The following is an 18,089-nucleotide window of genomic DNA, read 5'->3' as shown; positions in this document are numbered from 1 at the left end:
CCCGCCACCGACTGACCTACCCATCAGTAACTTCTCGGTGTATTTTCGGCCCATGGCTCTGGGAACCATCGGCAACAGCGAATTCGACCGCGACACCGCCCTGTCGCCGCGTGAGCGGGACGGCCGGCGCGCCGACTACGACGCGGACCTCTCCGCCGGGTGGACCGTCTTCGGCGCGGTCAACGGCGGCTACCTCCTCGCCCTGCTCGGCCGCGCCCTCGGCGCCGCGCTGCCGCACCCGGACCCCTTCTCCGTCACCGCGCACTATCTCTCCGCCTCCCGGCCCGGCCCCGCCGTCGTACGGACCGAGCTGATCCGCACCGGCCGTACGCTCTCCACCGGGCAGGCGTCGCTGGTCCAGACCGCCGAGGACGGCACCGAGGTCGAGCGCATCCGGGTGCTCGCCACCCACGGCGACCTCGGCGCCCTCACCGACGACATCCGCACGACGGCCAAGCCGCCCGCCATGCCGCCGTACGAGCACTGCCTCGGCAAGGAGGACGGCCCGGCCGGCGGCCTGGCCCCCGAGATCTCCGGGCGGCTCGACATCCGGCTCGACCCCGCCACGGCCGGCTGGGCCGCGGGCGCGCCGAGCGGGCGGGGCGAGATGCGCGCCTGGTTCGGACTGGCGGACGGGCGGCCCGCCGACGCGCTCTCGCTGCTGCTGGCGGTGGACGCGCTGCCGCCGACGGCCTTCGAGATGGGCCTGAACGGGTGGGTCCCCACCGTCGAACTCACCACCCACGTCCGCCGCCGCCCCGCTCCCGGCCCCCTCCGCGTCTCCATCACCACGCGCAACCTCGCGGGCGGCTTCCTGGAGGAGGACGCGGAGGTCTGGGACAGCGAGGACTGCCTGGTGGCACAGTCGCGCCAGCTGGCGCTGGTACCGCGGGGGGTATGAGGCGCGCGGTCGCCTGCGGCGGGAGCGCCATTCAGCCCGTCCGGCGATTGAGGACAACGCGCGAAGCGTGTTGCTGGGGGTCTGGGGGCTTGCCCCCCACGCGGCGGAGCCGCACATCAGATGCAGCCGGGAAGGGGCGGGGCAGGGGAACAAAGCCCGCCGCAGGCGCGAACCGCCCCGCCCCCGCCAACCCCCACCCACAAGGGAACCGCCAAGCGCGGCGCCTCGTAGAATCGTCCCCACCATGGCCTACCTCGACCACGCCGCCACCACCCCGATGCTCCCGGAGGCGGTGCAGGCGATGACCGCCCAGCTCGCCCGCACGGGCAACGCCTCCTCGCTGCACGCCGCCGGGCGGCGGGCGCGCCGCACCGTCGAGGAGTCGCGCGAGTCCCTCGCCGCCGCGCTCGGCGCGCGCCCCAGCGAAGTCGTGTTCACCGCGGGCGGCACCGAAGCGGACAACCTCGCCGTCAAGGGGCTGTACTGGTCCCGCCGCGCCGCCGACCCGGCCCGTACGCGCGTCCTCGCCAGCCCCGTCGAGCACCACGCCGTGCTCGACGCCGTGCACTGGCTCGGCGAGCACGAGGGCGCGACCGTGGAGTATCTCCCCGTCGACGCCCACGGCCGGGTGCACGCCGACGCGCTGCGCGAGGCGATCGCCCGTGATCCCGGCGACGTGGCCCTCGCCACCGTGATGTGGGCCAACAACGAGATCGGCACGGTCATGCCGGTCCGTGAACTGGCCACGGTGGCGGCCGAGTTCGGCATACCCCTGCACGCCGACGCCGTGCAGGCGTTCGGCCAGCTCGACGTCGACTTCGCCGCCTCCGGGCTCGCCGCGATGACGGTCAGCGGCCACAAGGTCGGCGGGCCGTACGGCATCGGCGCCCTGCTGCTCGGGCGGCAGTACGCGCCCGTACCCCTGCTGCACGGCGGCGGCCAGGAGCGGCACGTGCGCTCCGGGACGCTCGACGTGCCCGCAGTCGCCGCCTTCGCGGTGGCCGGCACGCTGGCCGCGGAGCGGCGCGCGGACTTCGCGCGCGAGATCGGGGCCCTGCGGGACGACCTGGTCGCCGCGGTACGGGCCGCCGTGCCGGACGCGGTGCTCGGCGGCGACCCCGACCCCGCCGGGCGGCTGCCCGCGAACGCGCACTTCTCCTTCCCCGGCTGCGAGGGCGACTCCCTCCTGCTGCTCCTGGACGCACAGGGCATCGAGTGCTCGACGGGATCCGCGTGCACGGCGGGCGTGGCCCAGCCCAGCCACGTGGTGCTCGCCACGGGAACCGACCCGGCCCTCGCGCGGGGGACGCTGCGCTTCTCCCTGGGACACACGTCGACGGAGGCGGACGTGGCCGCGGTGGCGAAGGCGATCGGCCCGGTCGTCGAGAGGGCCCGGACGGCCGGCCTGAGCTGATCCGGGGCCCCTTGCGGTGCGGGCCGGTGGGCCGGTTGTGCCCACCCGTTCCGCCGTGCGGAACGCCTGCCCACAACCGGGATGACGAGATGGGCGCCGCGGTGCCGGGCGCCCCGACAGGGGCGCGGGGAACTGCGCGAACGGCCCCCACCGGGCCCGCAGCCGCGCGCGGAGCGCAAGACGCACCCCAAGAGGCGCACCAGGCGATCGAGGGGCCGCCGGAGATCACCGCCAAGCCCGCGGCCGGCGCCCCGTACCCTGGAAGGGTTATGACTGACTTCCCCGGTGCACCCGACCCGAAGGCCCCCCGCACGGGCCCGCTGCGCGTACTCGCCGCCATGTCCGGCGGCGTCGACTCCGCCGTCGCCGCCGCCCGCGCCGCGGAAGCGGGCCACGACGTGACCGGCGTGCACCTCGCGCTGTCCGCGAACCCGCAGTCGTTCCGTACGGGCGCGCGCGGCTGCTGCACCATCGAGGACTCGCGCGACGCCCGCCGCGCCGCCGACGTCATCGGCATCCCGTTCTACGTCTGGGATCTCGCGGAGCGCTTCCGTGAGGACGTGGTCGAGGACTTCATCGCGGAGTACCAGGCGGGCCGTACGCCCAACCCCTGCCTGCGCTGCAACGAGAAGATCAAGTTCGCGGCGCTGCTCGACAAGGCCCTCGCGCTCGGCTTCGACGCGGTGTGCACCGGCCACTACGCCACCGTCGTCCTCAAGGACGACGGCACGCGTGAGCTGCACCGGGCCAGCGACATGGCCAAGGACCAGAGCTATGTGCTCGGCGTGCTGGACGAGCGGCAGCTGGCGCACGCGATGTTCCCGCTCGGTGACACCCTGACGACCAAGGAAGAGATCCGGGCGGAGGCGGAGCGGCGCGGCCTGGCCGTGGCGAAGAAGCCCGACAGCCACGACATCTGCTTCATCGCGGACGGCGACACCCAGGGCTTCCTGGCCTCCCGCCTGGGCAGGGCCGACGGCGACATCGTCGACGAGTCGGGCACGAAGCTGGGCACCCACGAGGGCGCCTTCGGCTACACCATCGGCCAGCGCAAGGGCCTGCGCATCGGCCACCCGGCGCCGGACGGCAAGCCGCGCTACGTCCTGGACATCTCCCCGGTGAACAACACGGTCACGGTCGGCCCGGTGGAGGCCCTCGACGTCTCGGCCCTGACCGCCATCAAGCCCCGCTGGTGCGGCACGGCCCCGACGGGCCCCGGCACGTACACGGCCCAGCTCCGCGCCCACGGCGGCGAGACCCCGGTCACGGCCGAGCTGATCGACGGCGAACTCCGCGTCACCTTCGAGGAGCCAGTCCGGGGCGTGGCCCCGGGGCAGGCGATCGTGCTCTACGACGAGACACGGGTGGTGGGGTCGGCGACGATCGCTTCGACGGAGCGGACGGCCGCGCGGGTGGCGGCTCAGTAGGTGTAGAGGGCTGTCGTGTCGAGTTCGGTGTCGATGGGGGCGCCGATCGGCACCGGGTCGCCGAACTTGCTCTCCACCCGGGACCGGTAGTGGTCATCCTCGGGGAGTGAGTAGAGGAGACACCGGCCCTCGATGGGGTTGACGATGAGGTAGTACGGGATACCGGCCTGCGCGTACTTCCTGACCTTGCGGTGGGTGTCGTTCTCCGGGTTGGAGACGGAAACGACCTCGCCGACGAGGATGATCTCGTCCGCGGCGAATTCCTGGTGATTCGTACCGCGATAGGACGGGTCGGCGGCGGAGAAGTCCGGGCGCAGGTACGTCGTCCCGTGCCAGCCGTCGTAAACGGTGTTGACCTCTGTCATGACGAACCATTTCGACAAGAGCTGGGAGGCGATGGTCATGACCATGTTCCCGTGAGCACTGGTAACCACGGTCTCGATGCAGACCTCTCCGTCGATCATCTCGGCATGAAGATCCGGAAATGCCGCGTCGATCGCTTCGAACCTCTGCATTTCCACAGTCGTCACCGGGCGCTCCAGCTGAAGTGTCATGGTGTGGCCCTCCCCTCTTGGTCCTGGCCACTGCCAGGTTAGCGACGTGATGTCCACCCTGCCCGGGCGTCCGGCCGTCGGCCGTGGGTTCGGCAACGCGTCACTCGAAAGTGCAAGCTGCTCCCATGGGCGCCATGGCCTACCTGGAGGAGTCCGCCGGCCTGCGATAGGGCAGGGTGGAGGCATGGCTACACATCTGATCACCGGAGCCGGCTCGGGCATCGGCGCTGCGGTCGCTGACCGGCTGCTGGCGCGGGGCGACGAGCTGTATCTCTTCGCGCGGGACGCCGGGCGGGCCAAGGAGCTGGCCGCCCGCTTCCCCGGGGCGAAGACGCTCGTCGCCGACCTCTCCAACCCCGACCGGATCTCCTGGGCGCTCAGCCAGCAGACGCTGCCCGACCGCGTCGACTCGCTGCTGCACATCGCGGGCGTCTGCGACCTCGGCACCATCGGCGACATGACCACCCGCACCTGGAACAGCACGCTCGCGGCCAACCTGGTCTCCCCGGCCGAACTCACCCGCCTCTTCCTGCCCCAGCTGCGCGTCTCCCAGGGGCACGTCGTCTTCGTCAACTCCGGCGCCGGGCTCAACGCCCACGCCACCTGGGGCGTCTACGCGGCCAGTAAGCACGGCCTGAAGGCCCTCGCCGACGCGCTGCGCGCCGAGGAGCACGGCAACGGCGTCCGTGTCACCAGCGTCTACCCCGGCCGCACCGCGACCGCGATGCAGGCGAAGGTGCACCAGCAGGAGGGCAAGGAGTACGACGCCGCGAAGTGGATCGATCCGGACTCCGTCGCGCAGACCGTCCTGCTGGCGGTCGACCTGCCCCGGGACGCGGAGATCAACGACCTGACGGTCCGCCCCGGCCGCTGACGCCACGGCGGGCACACGAGGTCAGGGGCACCACAGCGGTCTCGTAGTCTTCCTGCGTGAGCGAGAAGAACGAGTTGAGCTGGGGCCCCGGAGTCGCCACCGGGGTCGGGTCGATGCCCGGTGGCGACGCCCGGGAGGCCGCCAAGACCGTGACGGGGTCGCTGGAGGCCCTGCCGTACCTCCCGGAGCTGCCCGACCGCGGCCCGGGCGCGGACATGATCGGGCGCACCGCCGGAATGCTGGTCGAGCTCTACGCCCATGTGGAGCCCAGCGGATGGCGGATCAGCGACCGGCCCGGCCGCGACACCAAGCGCGCCCGGTCCTGGCTGGGCGAGGACCTCGACGCCCTGGAGGAGTTCACGCAGGGCTACGAGGGCGCGCTCAAGGTCTCGGCCGTCGGCCCGTGGACGCTGGCCGCCGCGCTGGAACTGCGCGGCGGCGAGGCGGCCCTCGCGGACCCCGGGGCCTGCCGTGACCTCACGGCTTCGCTCGCGGAGGGCGTGCGGACGCACCTCGCCGAGGTGCGCCGCCGGGTGCCGGGCGCCCAGGTGGTGCTCCAGCTGGACGAGCCCTCGCTGACCCCGGTGCTGACCGGGCGCGTCCGCACCGCCAGCGGCTACCGCACCTACCGGGCGGTGGACCGGGCCGTGGTCGAGGGCGCGCTGCGCGAGCTGGTGACGGTCGCGCGCGAGGCCACGGGCACGGCGCCCGTCGTGCACGCGTGCGCCCCCGGCGTGCCGTTCGCCCTGCTGCGCCGGGCCGGCGTCGGCGGCGTCTCCTTCGACTTCTCACTGTTCACCGAGCGTGAGGAGGAAGCCGTCGGCGAGGCCGTCGAGGCGGGCACGAAGCTGCTCGTGGGCGTGGTGCCGGGTGTGGACGGCCCATTGTCAGACCCTGCCGGTAGCGTCATGGGTGTCAGGACGCTGTGGCGCAGGCTGGGGCTGTCGCCGGGGAGCCTCGCGGAGTCCGTGGTGGTCACCCCCACGTGCGGACTCGCGGGCGCTTCGCCCGCATATGCCCGCACCGCGCTCGCCCACTGCGTCCGGGCGGCGAGATCACTCGCGGACAACCCTGAGTGACGGCGCTCATGGGCTCGCCCATGGATCAACGGGAGGACGAGACGGTGGCTGGCGGACAGCACGGCGAAGAACAGCTCGCGGCGGAGGCTGCGCTTGTCGTGGCACCCGCGGAGGTACGGGAGCAGCACGCGCGGCTCGCCGAGCAGATCGAGGAGCACCGCTTCCGGTATTACGTGAAGGACGCCCCGGTCGTCAGCGACGCCGAGTTCGACCGGCTGCTGCGCTCGCTGGAGGCGCTGGAGGAGCGGTATCCGGCGCTGCGCACCCCCGACTCGCCCACCCAGAAGGTCGCCGGGGCGTACGAGACGGAGTTCACGGCCGTCGAGCACCGCGAGCGCATGCTCTCCCTCGACAACGCCTTCGACGACGAGGAGCTGGCCACCTGGGCCGACCGGCTGGCCAAGGAGGTCGGCGAGGGCGCGTCCTATCACTTCCTGTGCGAGCTGAAGGTCGACGGCCTGGCCGTCAATCTGACGTACGAGCACGGCCGCCTGACCCGCGCCGCCACCCGCGGCGACGGCCGCACCGGCGAGGACATCACGCCCAACATCCGGACGATCGACGAGATCCCGGAGCGGCTGAAGGGTGAGCGGGTCCCGGCGCTGGTCGAGATCCGCGGCGAGGTCTACTTCCCGATGGAGAAGTTCGAGGAGCTCAACGCCCGCCTGGTGGAGGCGGGCAAGCCGCCCTTCGCCAACCCGCGCAACGCCGCCGCCGGTTCGCTGCGCCAGAAGGACCCCAGGGTCACCCGGACCCGCCCGCTGCACATGGTGGTGCACGGCGTCGGCGCCCGCGAGGGCTTCGACATCGACCGCCAGTCGCAGGCGTACGAGCTGCTGCGCGAGTGGGGCCTGCCGACGGCCGCGCACGCCAAGGTCGTCGGCTCGCTCGCGGAGGTGCGGAAGTACATCGCGCACTACGGCGACCCGGAGGTCCGGCACTCGATGGAGCACGAGATCGACGGCGTCGTCGTCAAGCTCGACGAGATCCCCCTCCAGGGGCGGCTCGGCTCCACCTCCCGCGCGCCGCGCTGGGCCATCGCCTGGAAGTACGCGCCCGAGGAGGTCAACACCAAGCTGGTCGACATCCGGGTGGGTGTCGGCCGCACCGGCCGGGTGACGCCGTACGCGGTGGTGGAGCCCGTCACCGTCGCCGGCTCCGAGGTCGAGTTCGCGACCCTGCACAACCAGGAGGTCGTCAAGGCCAAGGGCGTCTTCATCGGCGACACCGTGGTGCTGCGCAAGGCCGGCGACGTGATCCCCGAGATCCTGGGGCCGGTGGCCGATCTGCGCGACGGCAGCGAGCGGGAGTTCGTGATGCCGGCCGAGTGCCCGGAGTGCGGCAGCGCCCTCCAGCCGATGAAGGAGGGCGACATCGACCTCCGCTGCCCCAACGCCCGCGCCTGCCCCGCCCAGATCCGCGAGCGCCTCTACTACCTGGCGGGCCGCAAGTGCCTCGACATCGAGAACTTCGGCTATGTGGCGGCCACCGCCCTCACCCAGCCGCTGGAGCCGGCCACTCCGCCGCTGCTGAACGAGGGCGACCTCTTCGACATGACGATCGAGGAGCTGCTGCCCATCAAGTCCTACGTCCTCGACATGGATTCCGGCCTGCCCAAGGTCGATCCGAAGACGGGGGAGAAGAAGGTCGTCACCTTCTTCGCGAATCAAAAGGGTGAGCCGAAGAAGAACGCCCTCGCGATGCTGGAGAACATCCAGGCCGCCAAGGAGCGCCCGCTGTCCCGCTTCCTCACCGGGCTCTCCATCCGTCACGTGGGCCCGGTCGCGGCCGAGGCCCTGGCCCGGGAGTTCCGCTCGCTGGACCGGATCGCCGAGGCGAGCGAGGAGGAGCTGGCCGCGGTCGAGGGCGTCGGCCCCATCATCGCGGAGTCCCTGAAGCAGTGGTTCGCCGAGGACTGGCACCGCGAGATCGTCGAGAAGTGGCGCGCCGCGGGCGTCCGCTTCGAGGACGAGGGGCACGGCGAGGAGGAGGGTCCCCGGCCGCTGGAGGGCCTCACCGTGGTCGTCACCGGCACGCTCTCCGCGTACACCAGGGACGGGGCGAAGGAGGCACTCCAGAGCCGCGGTGCCAAGGTGACCGGCTCGGTGTCCAAGAAGACGGACTTCGTGGTGGTGGGGGACAACCCGGGCTCGAAGTTCGACAAGGCGATGCAGCTGAAGGTGCCGGTGCTGGAGGAGGACGGGTTCGCCGTCCTCCTGGAGCGGGGCCCGGACGCCGCGCGCGAGGCGGCGGTGCCGGCACCGGAGTGAGCGCGGGGGCCCGGGGTGCCGGTGATGCCGGTCCTCCGCAGCCGCGAGCCCCTCGCGCCTGCGGAGGACCGCCGGTAGCGGGCCCGGGTCCCGCCCCCTGCGGCGCGTGCGTCCGCCCCGTCACACATGGGGCCCGGATCACTACCAAAACCCAGGTCGCCACCCCACCGGAGTAATGCCCGCATAGGCAGTGGGCATTACCCCTACAGCGCATACCAGATGGCTACAAGAGGTCGGATCCCAATCGGGCAACCGCTGCCGATCGCTGCCCGCCGTAGCCTTCTGCGGCCTACTGTTGAGATGTGCGCCTGCCGTGGCGCGGGCACCGCCGGCTGTGAGAGGGACGGGCATGAAACCCACCGACAGCGCCGAACCGGCATCTCGGCTGCGCCGGGTCCCTCCGCCCGCGCTGCCGACGGTCTGTGTCACCCTGGCCGGCCTCGCGCTGGCCGCCGGAATCGGTCGCGTACTCACCGAGGGCCACGCCCTCTTCCCCGGCCATACCGTGGGCGTGGCCCTCGCCGCCCTCACCGCCCTGATCGTCGCCCACCTCGTCGCCCTCGGCCGCGACCGCTGGTGGGGCGGCACCGGCTCCGGGGCCGCCCTCACCCTGGCCGTCCTGCTGCTCTACGGCTGGCTCCCCGCCGTCCTGATCAGCATCTCCGTCGTGGTGCTCGTGGCCACCGCCCGCCGCCACCGCTGGCGCCAGGCGTTACTCCACGGCGCGGTCGACATCCTCGGCATCGGGGCCGCGGGCCTGGCCCTGGCCGTGTGCCACATCGTCTCCAGCGTCGAGAACCCCTGGCTGCCCGACACCTGGCCGCTCACCGCGGTCCCCAAGATCGCCCTGGCCGCGTTCCTCTACCTCGTGGTCACCCGCGCCCTGCTCTGGTGTTCGATGGCCCCCCGCACCGGCCTGAGCAGCATCGCCCGCACCGCGCTCGTCCGCCAGGCTCTCGTCGGCGGCGCGCTGCTGGGCATCGCCCCGCTCATAGCCGTCGTCGCCGACCACGCGCCCATGCTGCTCCCGCTGTTCGCCGTGCCGCTCATCGCCCTGGACTCCACGCTCTGGATCGCCCGCGCCCGCGCCGAGGAGCAGCTCCGCGACCCGCTCACCGGCCTGCCCAACCGGCAGTGGCTGCTGGAGCGCACCTGGAACGCCCTCGACGAGGCCGAGCGCGCCGGCAACCGCGCCGCCCTCGTCCTCATCGACCTCGACCGCTTCCGCTCCGTCAACGACACCCTCGGCCACCTCGCCGGGGACCGGCTGCTGTTGCAGATAGCGGAACGGCTCCGGCTCGCCCTGCCGCGCGAGGCGGAGGCGGCCCGGCTCGGGGGCGACGAGTTCGCGGTCCTGCTCCCCACCGCCGACTCGCTCACCAGCGCCCAGCGCGTGGCCCGTTCCCTGGTCGCCGCCCTCGGCTCCCCGCTCGACCTGGAGGGGCTCACCCTCGTCCTGGAGGCCAGCGCGGGTGTGGCCGTCTATCCCGACCACGCGCTCGACGCCGGTGACCTGCTGCGCCGGGCCGACGTGGCGATGTATCAGGCCAAGCGCGACCGCAGCGGTGTCGAGGTCTACGAGGCCCGGCGCGACGGCAACACCCTCGACCGGCTCGGCCTGTTGGGCGACCTCCGGCGGGCGCTGGACGCCGGCGAGGTGGAGCTGCACTACCAGCCGAAGGTCGGCTTCGACGGCCACGTCGAAGGGCTGGAGGCGCTCGTCCGCTGGGTCCACCCCGAGCGCGGCAGAGTCTCCCCGGACGAGTTCATCGCCATCGCCGAGTCCTCGGGCCTGATGCCCCGGCTCACGGAGTACGTCCTGGAGACCGCGCTCGGCCAGGTCGCGAAGTGGCGGGCGATGGGGCTGAACGTCCCCGTCGCGGTGAACGTCTCGCCCCGCGACGTCCACACCCCCGGCTTCGCCGGCTCCGTCGCGGCGCGGCTGGCCCGGCACGGCGTGCCCCCGGGCGCGCTCCAGCTGGAGATAACGGAACACGTCCTCCTGGAGGACCCCCAGCGGGCCGCCGACACCCTCGCCGGGCTCACCGGCCACGGCGTGAAGATGTCCCTCGACGACTTCGGCACGGGCTACTCCTCCCTCGTCCACCTGCGGCGGCTCCCGGTGAGCGAGCTCAAGATCGACCGGTCCTTCGTGGCCCGGCTCGCCATCGACACCGAGGACGCGGAGATCGTGCGCTGCACGCTCGACCTCGCGCACTCGCTTGGCCTGCTGGTCGTCGCCGAGGGCGTCGAGGACGACGAGACGTGGGAGCGGCTGCGCGATCTCGGCTGCGACGCGGTGCAGGGGTGGCTGGTCGCCGCGGCGATGCCGCCGGACGAGACGACGGCGTGGCTGCGGCTGCGCGGCGAGAGCGGCTGGCACCGCGAGGTCGACCGCTTGCCGGTGGCACCAGTGGCTCCGCCGGAGGAGGCGGAGGTCACCTGAGCGGGCGGAGGTCCGTGGGCCTGTGCCGGACGCGGGGCCCTGACCGCGCTCCGCGCGGTGTCCTCAAGCGCCGGACGGGCTGAACATGGCTGGTGCGGCTGGGCGGTCAAGCCCGCAGGGTGCCTCCCGGCCCGTAGCCGGGAGAGCTTGAGCGCGCTCCCTGCCCCCGGCCGGAACCGCCCCCGGCAATATGCGTCGGCCGCCTCCTGGCGGAAGCCATAGGATTGGGCCATCAACCTGCCCAGAAACCGTCACGAACCCTGAGGATCGCCGCATGCCTGGCATCACGCGCGAGGAGGTCGCCCACCTCGCCCGGCTGGCACGTCTGGAGCTCAAGGACGAAGAGCTCGACCACTTCGCCGGACAGCTCGACGACATCATCGGCGCGGTCGCCCGCGTCTCCGAGGTCGCCGACCAGGACGTACCGCCGACGTCCCACCCGCTGCCGCTGACCAACGTCATGCGCGCGGACGAGATCCGTCCGTCGCTGACCCCGCAGGAGGCGCTGTCCGGAGCCCCGGCCCAGGAGCAGCAGCGTTTCAAGGTGCCGCAGATCCTGGGGGAGGACTGACCATGACTGCTGAACTGATCAAGCTGACCGCGGCGGAGATCGCCGCGAAGATCGCCTCGGGCGAGGTCACCGCCGTCCAGGTGACCGAGGCGCACCTGGCCCGCATCGAGGCCGTCGACGAGAAGGTCAACGCCTTCCTGCACGTGGACCGCGAGGGTGCCCTCGCGCAGGCCCGCGCCGTCGACGAGAAGCGCGCCCGCGGAGAGAAGCTCGGCCCGCTGGCCGGCGTGCCGCTCGCGCTCAAGGACATCTTCACCACCAAGGGGATCCCGACCACCGTCGGTTCCAAGATCCTCGAGGGCTGGATCCCGCCGTACGACGCGACGCTCACGCAGCGCCTGAAGGCCGCCGACGTCGTCATCCTCGGCAAGACCAACATGGACGAGTTCGCCATGGGGTCCTCCACGGAGAACAGCGCCTACGGCCCCACCGGCAACCCCTGGGACCTGACCAAGATCCCCGGTGGCTCGGGCGGCGGCTCCAGCGCCGCGCTCGCCGCGTACGAGGCCCCCCTCGCCATCGGCACGGACACCGGCGGTTCCATCCGTCAGCCCGCCGCCGTCACCGGCACCGTCGGCGTCAAGCCGACCTACGGCGCGGTCTCCCGCTACGGCATGGTCGCCTTCTCCAGCTCCCTCGACCAGGGCGGGCCCTGCGCCCGTACGGTCCTGGACGCGGCCCTGCTGCACGAGGCCATCGCCGGGCACGACCCGCTGGACTCCACCTCCATCGACGCCCCGGTCCCGCCGGTCGTCGAGGCGGCGCGGAACGGCGACGTCAAGGGCATGCGCATCGGCATCGTCAAGCAGTTCCGCGGCGAGGGCTACCAGGCCGGTGTCCTCCAGCGCTTCGACGAGTCCGTGGAGCTGCTCAAGGAGCTCGGTGCCGAGGTCGTCGAGGTGGACTGCCCCTCCTTCGACCTGGCCCTGGCCGCGTACTACCTGATCGCGCCGTCCGAGTGCTCCTCCAACCTGGCCCGCTTCGACGCCATGCGCTACGGCCTGCGGGTCGGCGACGACGGCACGAAGTCCGCCGAGGACGTCACCGCGCTCACCCGTGAGGCCGGCTTCGGCGACGAGGTCAAGCGCCGCGTGATCCTCGGTACGTACGCCCTGAGCTCCGGTTACTACGACGCGTACTACGGCTCGGCGCAGAAGGTCCGCACGCTCATCACGCGCGACTTCGAGAAGGCGTTCGGCGAGGGCGGTGTCGACGTGCTGATCTCGCCGACCACCCCGACCACCGCGTTCCCGATCGGCGAGCGCGCGGACGACCCGATGGCGATGTATCTCGCCGACCTGTGCACCATCCCGACCAACCTGGCGGGCAACGCCGCGATGTCGCTGCCCTGCGGTCTGGCGCCCGAGGACGGGATGCCCGTGGGCCTGCAGATCATCGCGCCCGCCATGGCCGACGACCGGCTCTACCGGGTGGGGGCCGCGGTCGAGGCCGCGTTCACCGCCCGCTGGGGACACCCGCTGCTCGAGGAGGCACCGTCGCTGTGACCGTCGAAAAGGCCGGGACCACCGGCAAGCTCGCGAAGGCCAAGGGCTTCAAGAAGTCCAAGCCCGGCACGTATCTGTCCATCGGCACCACGCTGTTCGGCGCGGTGAGCGTCGTGAAGCAGGCCAAGAAGGCCCGGGGCGAGCAGGACACGCTCCAGCTCGTGGACGCCATCGTCTCCGCCGCCGCCATCGCCACCGGCGTCGCCCTGCTCGTGCGCGAACTGCGCCGGATGAGCAGCGACGACGTTCTCGCGGACTGAGAGGTTAGTTTTCCGTGACCACCATCGACCTGGTGTCGTACGAGGATGCGCTGGCGTCCTACGACCCCGTCATGGGCCTCGAAGTCCATGTCGAGCTCGGCACCCGGACCAAGATGTTCTGCGGGTGCTCCACCGAGCTGGGCGCCGAGCCCAACTCGCAGACCTGCCCCACCTGCCTCGGCCTGCCCGGCTCGCTGCCGGTCGTCAACGCCGTCGGCGTCGAGTCCGCCGTGAAGATCGGTCTCGCGCTGCACTGCGAGATCGCCGAGTGGTGCCGCTTCGCCCGGAAGAACTACTTCTATCCGGACATGCCGAAGAACTTCCAGACCTCGCAGTACGACGAGCCGATCGCCTTCGACGGCTATCTGGACGTTCAGCTGGAGGACGGCGAGGTCTTCCGCGTGGAGATCGAGCGCGCCCACATGGAGGAGGACACCGGCAAGTCCACCCACGTGGGCGGTGCCACCGGCCGCATCCACGGCGCCTCGCACTCCCTGCTCGACTACAACCGGGCCGGTATCCCGCTCATCGAGATCGTCACCAAGCCGATCGAGGGCGCGGGCGAGCGGGCCCCCGAGGTCGCCAAGGCGTACGTCGCCGAGCTGCGCGAGCTCATCAAGGCGCTCGGCGTCTCCGAGGCCCGGATGGAAATGGGCCAGATGCGCTGCGACGTCAACCTGTCGCTGCGCCCGAACGGCACCGAGAAGTTCGGCACCCGCTCGGAGACGAAGAACGTCAACTCGCTGCGCTCCGTCGAGCGGGCCGCCCGCTTCGAGATCATGCGGCACGCGGCGGTGCTGTCCTCCGGCGGCACGATCGTGCAGGAGACCCGGCACTTCCACGAGGAGGACGGGTCCACCACGGCGGGCCGCATCAAGGACAACGCCGAGGACTACCGCTACTTCCCCGAGCCGGACCTGGTGCCGGTCGCTCCCTCCCGGGAGTGGGTGGAGGAGCTCCGGGCGCGGCTGCCCGAGCTGCCGCGCGTGCGCCGCAACCGGCTGCGCGAGGAGTGGGGCGTCACCGAGCACGACATGCAGTCGATCCTCAACGCCGGTGCCGTCGACCTGATCGTCGCCACCATCGAGGCCGGTGCCGACTCCGCCGCCGCGCGTAAGTGGTGGATGGGCGAGCTGGCCCGCCGGGCCAACGAGGCCGGTACGGACCTCGCGGCGCTGGAGATCACCCCGGCGCAGGTCGCGCGCGTGTGCGCGCTGGTCGCGGAGGGCTCCCTCAACGACAAGCTGGCCCGCCAGGTCATCGAGGGCGTGCTCGCGGGCGAGGGCGACCCGGACGCCGTCGTCGCGGCCCGCGGTCTCGCGGTCGTCTCCGACGACAGCGCGCTGGGCACCGCCGTGGACGAGGCCATCGCGGCCAACGCCGGCATCGCGGACAAGATCCGCGCGGGCAAGGTCGCGGCGGCGGGCGCGCTCGTCGGCGCGGTCATGAAGGCCACCCGAGGCCAGGCGGACGCGGCACGCGTCCGTGAGCTGATTCTTGAGCGGCTTGCCGCGAAAGAATAATCAGGCACAGTCTGGAGCGGCTGGGCGTCGAGGGCTGACCTCACGCACCACAGCTGTCACAGCCGTCAATGGCCGTCCCTCGCGTAAGGGGCGGCCATTGTCGTATAGCCGAATAACCGAATTCGGCCGCACTTAGCGGGAGTTGGCTGGATTTGGTCGGTGCGTCCGCCGGGTGTGGAAACGGTCCGGCATGATCGCGGGTTGCGGGCCCAGGGTGTGTCCGCGACCAGACGGCTGGGGGTTAGTGATGCGACGGTTGAGCAGGGCGCTGACGGCGCTCGCGCTGGCGGGGGCCGGGGTGACGGCGACGGCCGCCCCGGTCACCGCGGCCGACGGCGGCATGGGGGACACCGTGCCCGCCGTGCGCTGCGAGGCCGGCTGGGGAAGCCTCGCCAAGGTCGCCACGGACAGCGCCTACAAGTCGCTGCGGGACATCAGAACCGGACAGCACGACTGCTTCGACCGCATGGTCTTCGACGTCAAGGGCGGCGGCGAGCGTCCGATCGGCTATCGCGTGGCCTATGTCGACCGGCTGTATCAGGACGGTTCGGGCGAGCCCGTCCCGGTGGACGGCGGCGCGATCCTGGAGATCCGGGTGGCCGCGCCCAGCTATGAGCCGACCACGGGCCTGCGGACCTACCGCGGCCGGTTCGGGGAGCCGCTGCGGAACGTGGACCTCACGGGCTACCGGACCTTCCGGGACACCCGCTTCGCGGGCAGCTTCGAGGGGGACACCCAGATCGGTCTGGGCGTGCGGGCCCGGCTGCCGTTCCGCGTCTTCCAGTACGGCCACCTCGTGGTCGTCGACGTGGCCCACGCCTGGGAGCCCCTGCCGCCGCCGACGGCGGCGCCGCGCGTGCGGAGGTGACCGCCGGCCGGGGCCGTGCGGGCCGTGTGGGCTGAGTCACAAAGCGGACAAAGGATCTTTTTCGCCTGTCACAGTGGTGCGGAAGAGGCCCCCCACGCCGTCCGCGTGCCCGCGGCCTCCTCCCTTCCAGCTCCAGCGGTCGGAACCACGGGTCATCACCCGGCGAGGTCGACGCGATATCCGGGAAGCAGGGAATGACCTCACTTGCCCGGTGGTGCCTGCGCCGCCGCTTCGCCGTCATCGTGCTGTGGCTCGTCGCCCTGCTGGGCACGGGCGCGGCGGCCGCGTTCGCCGGTTCCGCGTACTCCGACGACTACGGCGTCCCCGGCACCGAGTCCGCCCGCGCCACCGCCCTGATGGAGAAGGCGTTCCCCCGCGAGGGCGGCGACGACACCATCGTCTGGCACACCGACTCCGGCACCGTCCGCGCCCCCGGCGTCGAGCAGCGCATGAGCTCCGTCCTGCGCGAGGTCGCCGAACTGCCCGGCGTCGCCGCGGTCAGCGGCCCGTACGGTAGTGACGGCGCGGCCCGTATCAGCCCGGACGGCCACACCGCCTACGCCTCCCTGAGCTTCGTGAACACCGCAGGCGACCCGGACAGGGCGCAGGTCCAGCGGGTCGTCGACACCGCGCGGGCCGCCGCCACGGACCACCTCCAGGTCGCACTTGGCGGCAGCTCCATCGGCACCACCGAGGCGTCGAGCGGCCACCTCAGCGAGATCATCGGCGTGCTGGTCGCGGCGGTCGTGCTCTTCGTCGTCTTCGGCTCGCTCGCCGCCAGCCTGCTGCCCATCGCCACCGCGCTCGTCGGCGTCGGCACCGCCGCCATGGGCACCGTCCTGCTCGGCCACGTCATGACGGTCGCCGGCTTCGCCCCGATGCTGGGCACCCTCATCGGGCTCGGCGTGGGCATCGACTACGCCCTCTTCATCGTCACCCGGCACCGCAAGGGCCTGCGGGCGGGCCTGTCCGTGCACGAGGCGGCGGAGCAGGCCGTGGCCACCACCGGGCGCGCCGTCGTCTTCGCGGGCGGCACCGTCTGCGTGGCGCTGCTCGGCATGCTGATCCTGCGGCTCGGCTTCCTCAACGGCGTCGCCCTCGCCGCCTCGCTCACCGTCGTCCTCACCGTGGCCGCTTCCGTCACCCTGCTGCCCGCGCTGCTCGGGCTGATCGGCCACCGCGCGCTCAGCCGCCGCGAACGCCGCGCCCTCGCCGAGCGCGGCCCCCGCCCCGAGCTGCCCACCGGGCTCGCCGCCCGCTGGTCGGCCTTCGTCGAGCGTCACCCGAAGCTGCTGGGCGGCCTCGCCGCGGCCGTGATGCTGATCCTCGCGCTGCCGGTGTTCTCCCTCCACCTGGGCACCTCCGACCAGGGCAACAACCCGGCGGCCTCCACCACCCGCCAGGCGTACGACATGCTCGGCAAGGGCTTCGGCCCGGGCGTGAACGGTCCGCTGACCCTCGTCGCGCCCCTCGACAGCGCCGCCGACCGGCTCGCCTTCAACCGCCTGCCCGACACCCTCCGCCACACCGAGGGCGTCGCCTCCGTGACCCCCTCGGCCCTGAACCACAGCGGCGACACCGGCGTGATCACCGTCGTGCCCACCACGTCACCGCAGTCCCGCGCGACCAGTGACCTCGTCGACCGGCTGCGCACCACGGTGCTGCCGCGGGCCACCGCCGGCACCGGCGCGGAGGTCCAGGTCGGCGGCATCACCGCGAGCTACGACGACTTCGCGGGCGTCATCCTGGGCAAGCTGCCGTTGTTCATCGGCACCGTCGTCGGCCTCGGCTGCCTGCTGCTCCTGCTGGCCTTCCGCAGCGTCGGCATACCGCTGAAGGCCGCCCTGATGAACATCGCCGCGGTCGCCTCCTCCTTCGGCCTGATCGTCGCGGTCTTCCAGTGGGGCTGGGGCAGCGAGACCCTCGGCCTGGGCGCGGCGGGCCCGATCGAGCCCTTCCTGCCGGTCGTCATGGTCTCGGTGCTCTTCGGCCTGTCCATGGACTACCAGGTCTTCCTGGTCAGCCGGATGTACGAGGAGTGGCGGGCCACCCGCGACAACTGCCGGGCCGTGCGCGTCGGCCTCGCCGAGACCAGCCGCGTCATCAACTCCGCCGCGGTGATCATGATCTCGGTCTTCCTCGCCTTCGTGCTGAGCGGCGACCGCGTGATCGCGATGTTCGGCATCGGCCTGGCCGCGGCGGTGGCCCTGGACGCCTTCGTGCTCCGCACGCTGCTGGTGCCCGCCCTGATGCACATGCTCGGCGGCGCGAACTGGTGGCTGCCGGCGTGGCTGGAACGGCTGCTGCCGCGCTTCAGCATCGAGCCGCCGGAAGCACCGGCGCCGCTGCCCGTCCCGCCGCCCCGCGCGGCGGAGCCCGTGCCGCAGCTCTGACGCC

Annotated in this window: 14 protein-coding genes; 13 read left to right on the top strand and 1 reads right to left on the bottom strand. The window is 72.3% G+C overall.

Annotated features, from left to right (window positions below):
* Window positions 1-52 precede the first annotated feature (52 nt).
* The 3 genes from ACZ4A5_RS08880 to mnmA all read left to right on the top strand — a co-directional run bounded on the left by ACZ4A5_RS08880 (window position 53) and on the right by mnmA (window position 3,742).
* Window positions 53-901, top strand: a complete 849-nt coding sequence (locus ACZ4A5_RS08880) for a thioesterase family protein (protein WP_467580086.1) — start codon at window positions 53-55, stop codon at window positions 899-901.
* Window positions 902-1,145: 244 nt separating this feature from the next.
* Window positions 1,146-2,315: a cysteine desulfurase family protein gene (locus ACZ4A5_RS08875; RefSeq protein ID WP_467580083.1), complete on the top strand. Its 1,170-nt coding sequence runs from the start codon at window positions 1,146-1,148 to the stop codon at window positions 2,313-2,315.
* 269 nt (window positions 2,316-2,584) lie between these two features.
* Window positions 2,585-3,742, top strand: coding sequence for a tRNA 2-thiouridine(34) synthase MnmA (gene mnmA / locus ACZ4A5_RS08870; RefSeq protein WP_467580080.1), 1,158 nt, complete (start codon window positions 2,585-2,587; stop codon window positions 3,740-3,742).
* On the opposite strand, the gene ACZ4A5_RS08865 is transcribed toward mnmA, so the two are convergent.
* Window positions 3,736-4,296: a Uma2 family endonuclease gene (locus ACZ4A5_RS08865; RefSeq protein ID WP_467580078.1), complete on the bottom strand. Its 561-nt coding sequence runs from the start codon at window positions 4,294-4,296 to the stop codon at window positions 3,736-3,738. The two genes, mnmA and ACZ4A5_RS08865, sit on opposite strands and share 7 nt — an antisense overlap.
* 184 nt (window positions 4,297-4,480) lie before the next feature.
* Here ACZ4A5_RS08865 and ACZ4A5_RS08860 point away from each other — a divergent pair, with 184 nt between their 5' ends.
* From ACZ4A5_RS08860 to ACZ4A5_RS08815, 10 genes are all read left to right on the top strand, one after another.
* The gene (locus tag ACZ4A5_RS08860) at window positions 4,481-5,170 is read left to right on the top strand and encodes an SDR family oxidoreductase (RefSeq protein ID WP_467580075.1); all 690 of its coding nucleotides are present in this window, start codon (window positions 4,481-4,483) and stop codon (window positions 5,168-5,170) included.
* 56 nt (window positions 5,171-5,226) lie between these two features.
* Window positions 5,227-6,249 (top strand): methionine synthase, encoded by a 1,023-nt coding sequence (locus tag ACZ4A5_RS08855; protein WP_467580072.1) that lies wholly within the window; start codon window positions 5,227-5,229, stop codon window positions 6,247-6,249.
* A gap of 20 nt (window positions 6,250-6,269) precedes the next feature.
* Window positions 6,270-8,519 carry an NAD-dependent DNA ligase LigA gene (ligA, locus tag ACZ4A5_RS08850; RefSeq protein WP_467580070.1) on the top strand — a complete coding sequence of 750 codons (2,250 nt, stop codon included), beginning with the start codon at window positions 6,270-6,272 and terminating at the stop codon, window positions 8,517-8,519.
* A 349-nt stretch (window positions 8,520-8,868) separates the two neighbouring features.
* Window positions 8,869-10,965 (top strand): putative bifunctional diguanylate cyclase/phosphodiesterase, encoded by a 2,097-nt coding sequence (locus ACZ4A5_RS08845; RefSeq protein ID WP_467580067.1) that lies wholly within the window; start codon window positions 8,869-8,871, stop codon window positions 10,963-10,965.
* A gap of 274 nt (window positions 10,966-11,239) precedes the next feature.
* Window positions 11,240-11,536, top strand: coding sequence for an Asp-tRNA(Asn)/Glu-tRNA(Gln) amidotransferase subunit GatC (gatC, locus tag ACZ4A5_RS08840; RefSeq protein ID WP_116214038.1), 297 nt, complete (start codon window positions 11,240-11,242; stop codon window positions 11,534-11,536).
* Window positions 11,537-11,538: 2 nt separating this feature from the next.
* Complete coding sequence (gene gatA / locus ACZ4A5_RS08835) at window positions 11,539-13,041, top strand: Asp-tRNA(Asn)/Glu-tRNA(Gln) amidotransferase subunit GatA (RefSeq protein ID WP_366007082.1); 1,503 nt, start codon at window positions 11,539-11,541, stop codon at window positions 13,039-13,041.
* The gene (locus tag ACZ4A5_RS08830) at window positions 13,038-13,301 is read left to right on the top strand and encodes a hypothetical protein (RefSeq protein ID WP_398869782.1); all 264 of its coding nucleotides are present in this window, start codon (window positions 13,038-13,040) and stop codon (window positions 13,299-13,301) included. The genes gatA and ACZ4A5_RS08830 overlap by 4 nt, the downstream gene beginning before the upstream one ends.
* 14 nt (window positions 13,302-13,315) lie before the next feature.
* Window positions 13,316-14,824 (top strand): Asp-tRNA(Asn)/Glu-tRNA(Gln) amidotransferase subunit GatB, encoded by a 1,509-nt coding sequence (gene gatB, locus ACZ4A5_RS08825; RefSeq protein WP_467580061.1) that lies wholly within the window; start codon window positions 13,316-13,318, stop codon window positions 14,822-14,824.
* Window positions 14,825-15,071: 247 nt separating this feature from the next.
* Window positions 15,072-15,692, top strand: a complete 621-nt coding sequence (locus ACZ4A5_RS08820; RefSeq protein WP_467580058.1) for an AMIN-like domain-containing (lipo)protein — start codon at window positions 15,072-15,074, stop codon at window positions 15,690-15,692.
* A gap of 194 nt (window positions 15,693-15,886) precedes the next feature.
* Window positions 15,887-18,085, top strand: a complete 2,199-nt coding sequence (locus ACZ4A5_RS08815; RefSeq protein WP_467580055.1) for an MMPL family transporter — start codon at window positions 15,887-15,889, stop codon at window positions 18,083-18,085.
* Window positions 18,086-18,089 lie beyond the last annotated feature (4 nt).

It is taken from the genome of Streptomyces sp. NPDC025618, from assembly GCF_055558795.1.
The sequence above is the reverse complement of the archived record's forward strand: the minus strand, read 5'-3'. Positions and strand labels throughout refer to the sequence as shown.

What these genes read in the sequence shown, in the direction of transcription:
- ACZ4A5_RS08880 (WP_467580086.1), top strand. Translation starts at nt 53, where the DNA reads ATGGCTCTGGGAACCATCGGCAACAGCGAATTCGACCGCGACACCGCC.
- ACZ4A5_RS08875 (WP_467580083.1), top strand. Translation starts at nt 1,146, where the DNA reads ATGGCCTACCTCGACCACGCCGCCACCACCCCGATGCTCCCGGAGGCG.
- mnmA (WP_467580080.1), top strand. Translation starts at nt 2,585, where the DNA reads ATGACTGACTTCCCCGGTGCACCCGACCCGAAGGCCCCCCGCACGGGC.
- ACZ4A5_RS08865 (WP_467580078.1), bottom strand. Translation starts at nt 4,296, where the DNA reads ATGACACTTCAGCTGGAGCGCCCGGTGACGACTGTGGAAATGCAGAGG.
- ACZ4A5_RS08860 (WP_467580075.1), top strand. Translation starts at nt 4,481, where the DNA reads ATGGCTACACATCTGATCACCGGAGCCGGCTCGGGCATCGGCGCTGCG.
- ligA (WP_467580070.1), top strand. Translation starts at nt 6,270, where the DNA reads ATGGATCAACGGGAGGACGAGACGGTGGCTGGCGGACAGCACGGCGAA.
- ACZ4A5_RS08845 (WP_467580067.1), top strand. Translation starts at nt 8,869, where the DNA reads ATGAAACCCACCGACAGCGCCGAACCGGCATCTCGGCTGCGCCGGGTC.
- gatC (WP_116214038.1), top strand. Translation starts at nt 11,240, where the DNA reads ATGCCTGGCATCACGCGCGAGGAGGTCGCCCACCTCGCCCGGCTGGCA.
- gatA (WP_366007082.1), top strand. Translation starts at nt 11,539, where the DNA reads ATGACTGCTGAACTGATCAAGCTGACCGCGGCGGAGATCGCCGCGAAG.
- ACZ4A5_RS08820 (WP_467580058.1), top strand. Translation starts at nt 15,072, where the DNA reads ATGCGACGGTTGAGCAGGGCGCTGACGGCGCTCGCGCTGGCGGGGGCC.
- ACZ4A5_RS08815 (WP_467580055.1), top strand. Translation starts at nt 15,887, where the DNA reads ATGACCTCACTTGCCCGGTGGTGCCTGCGCCGCCGCTTCGCCGTCATC.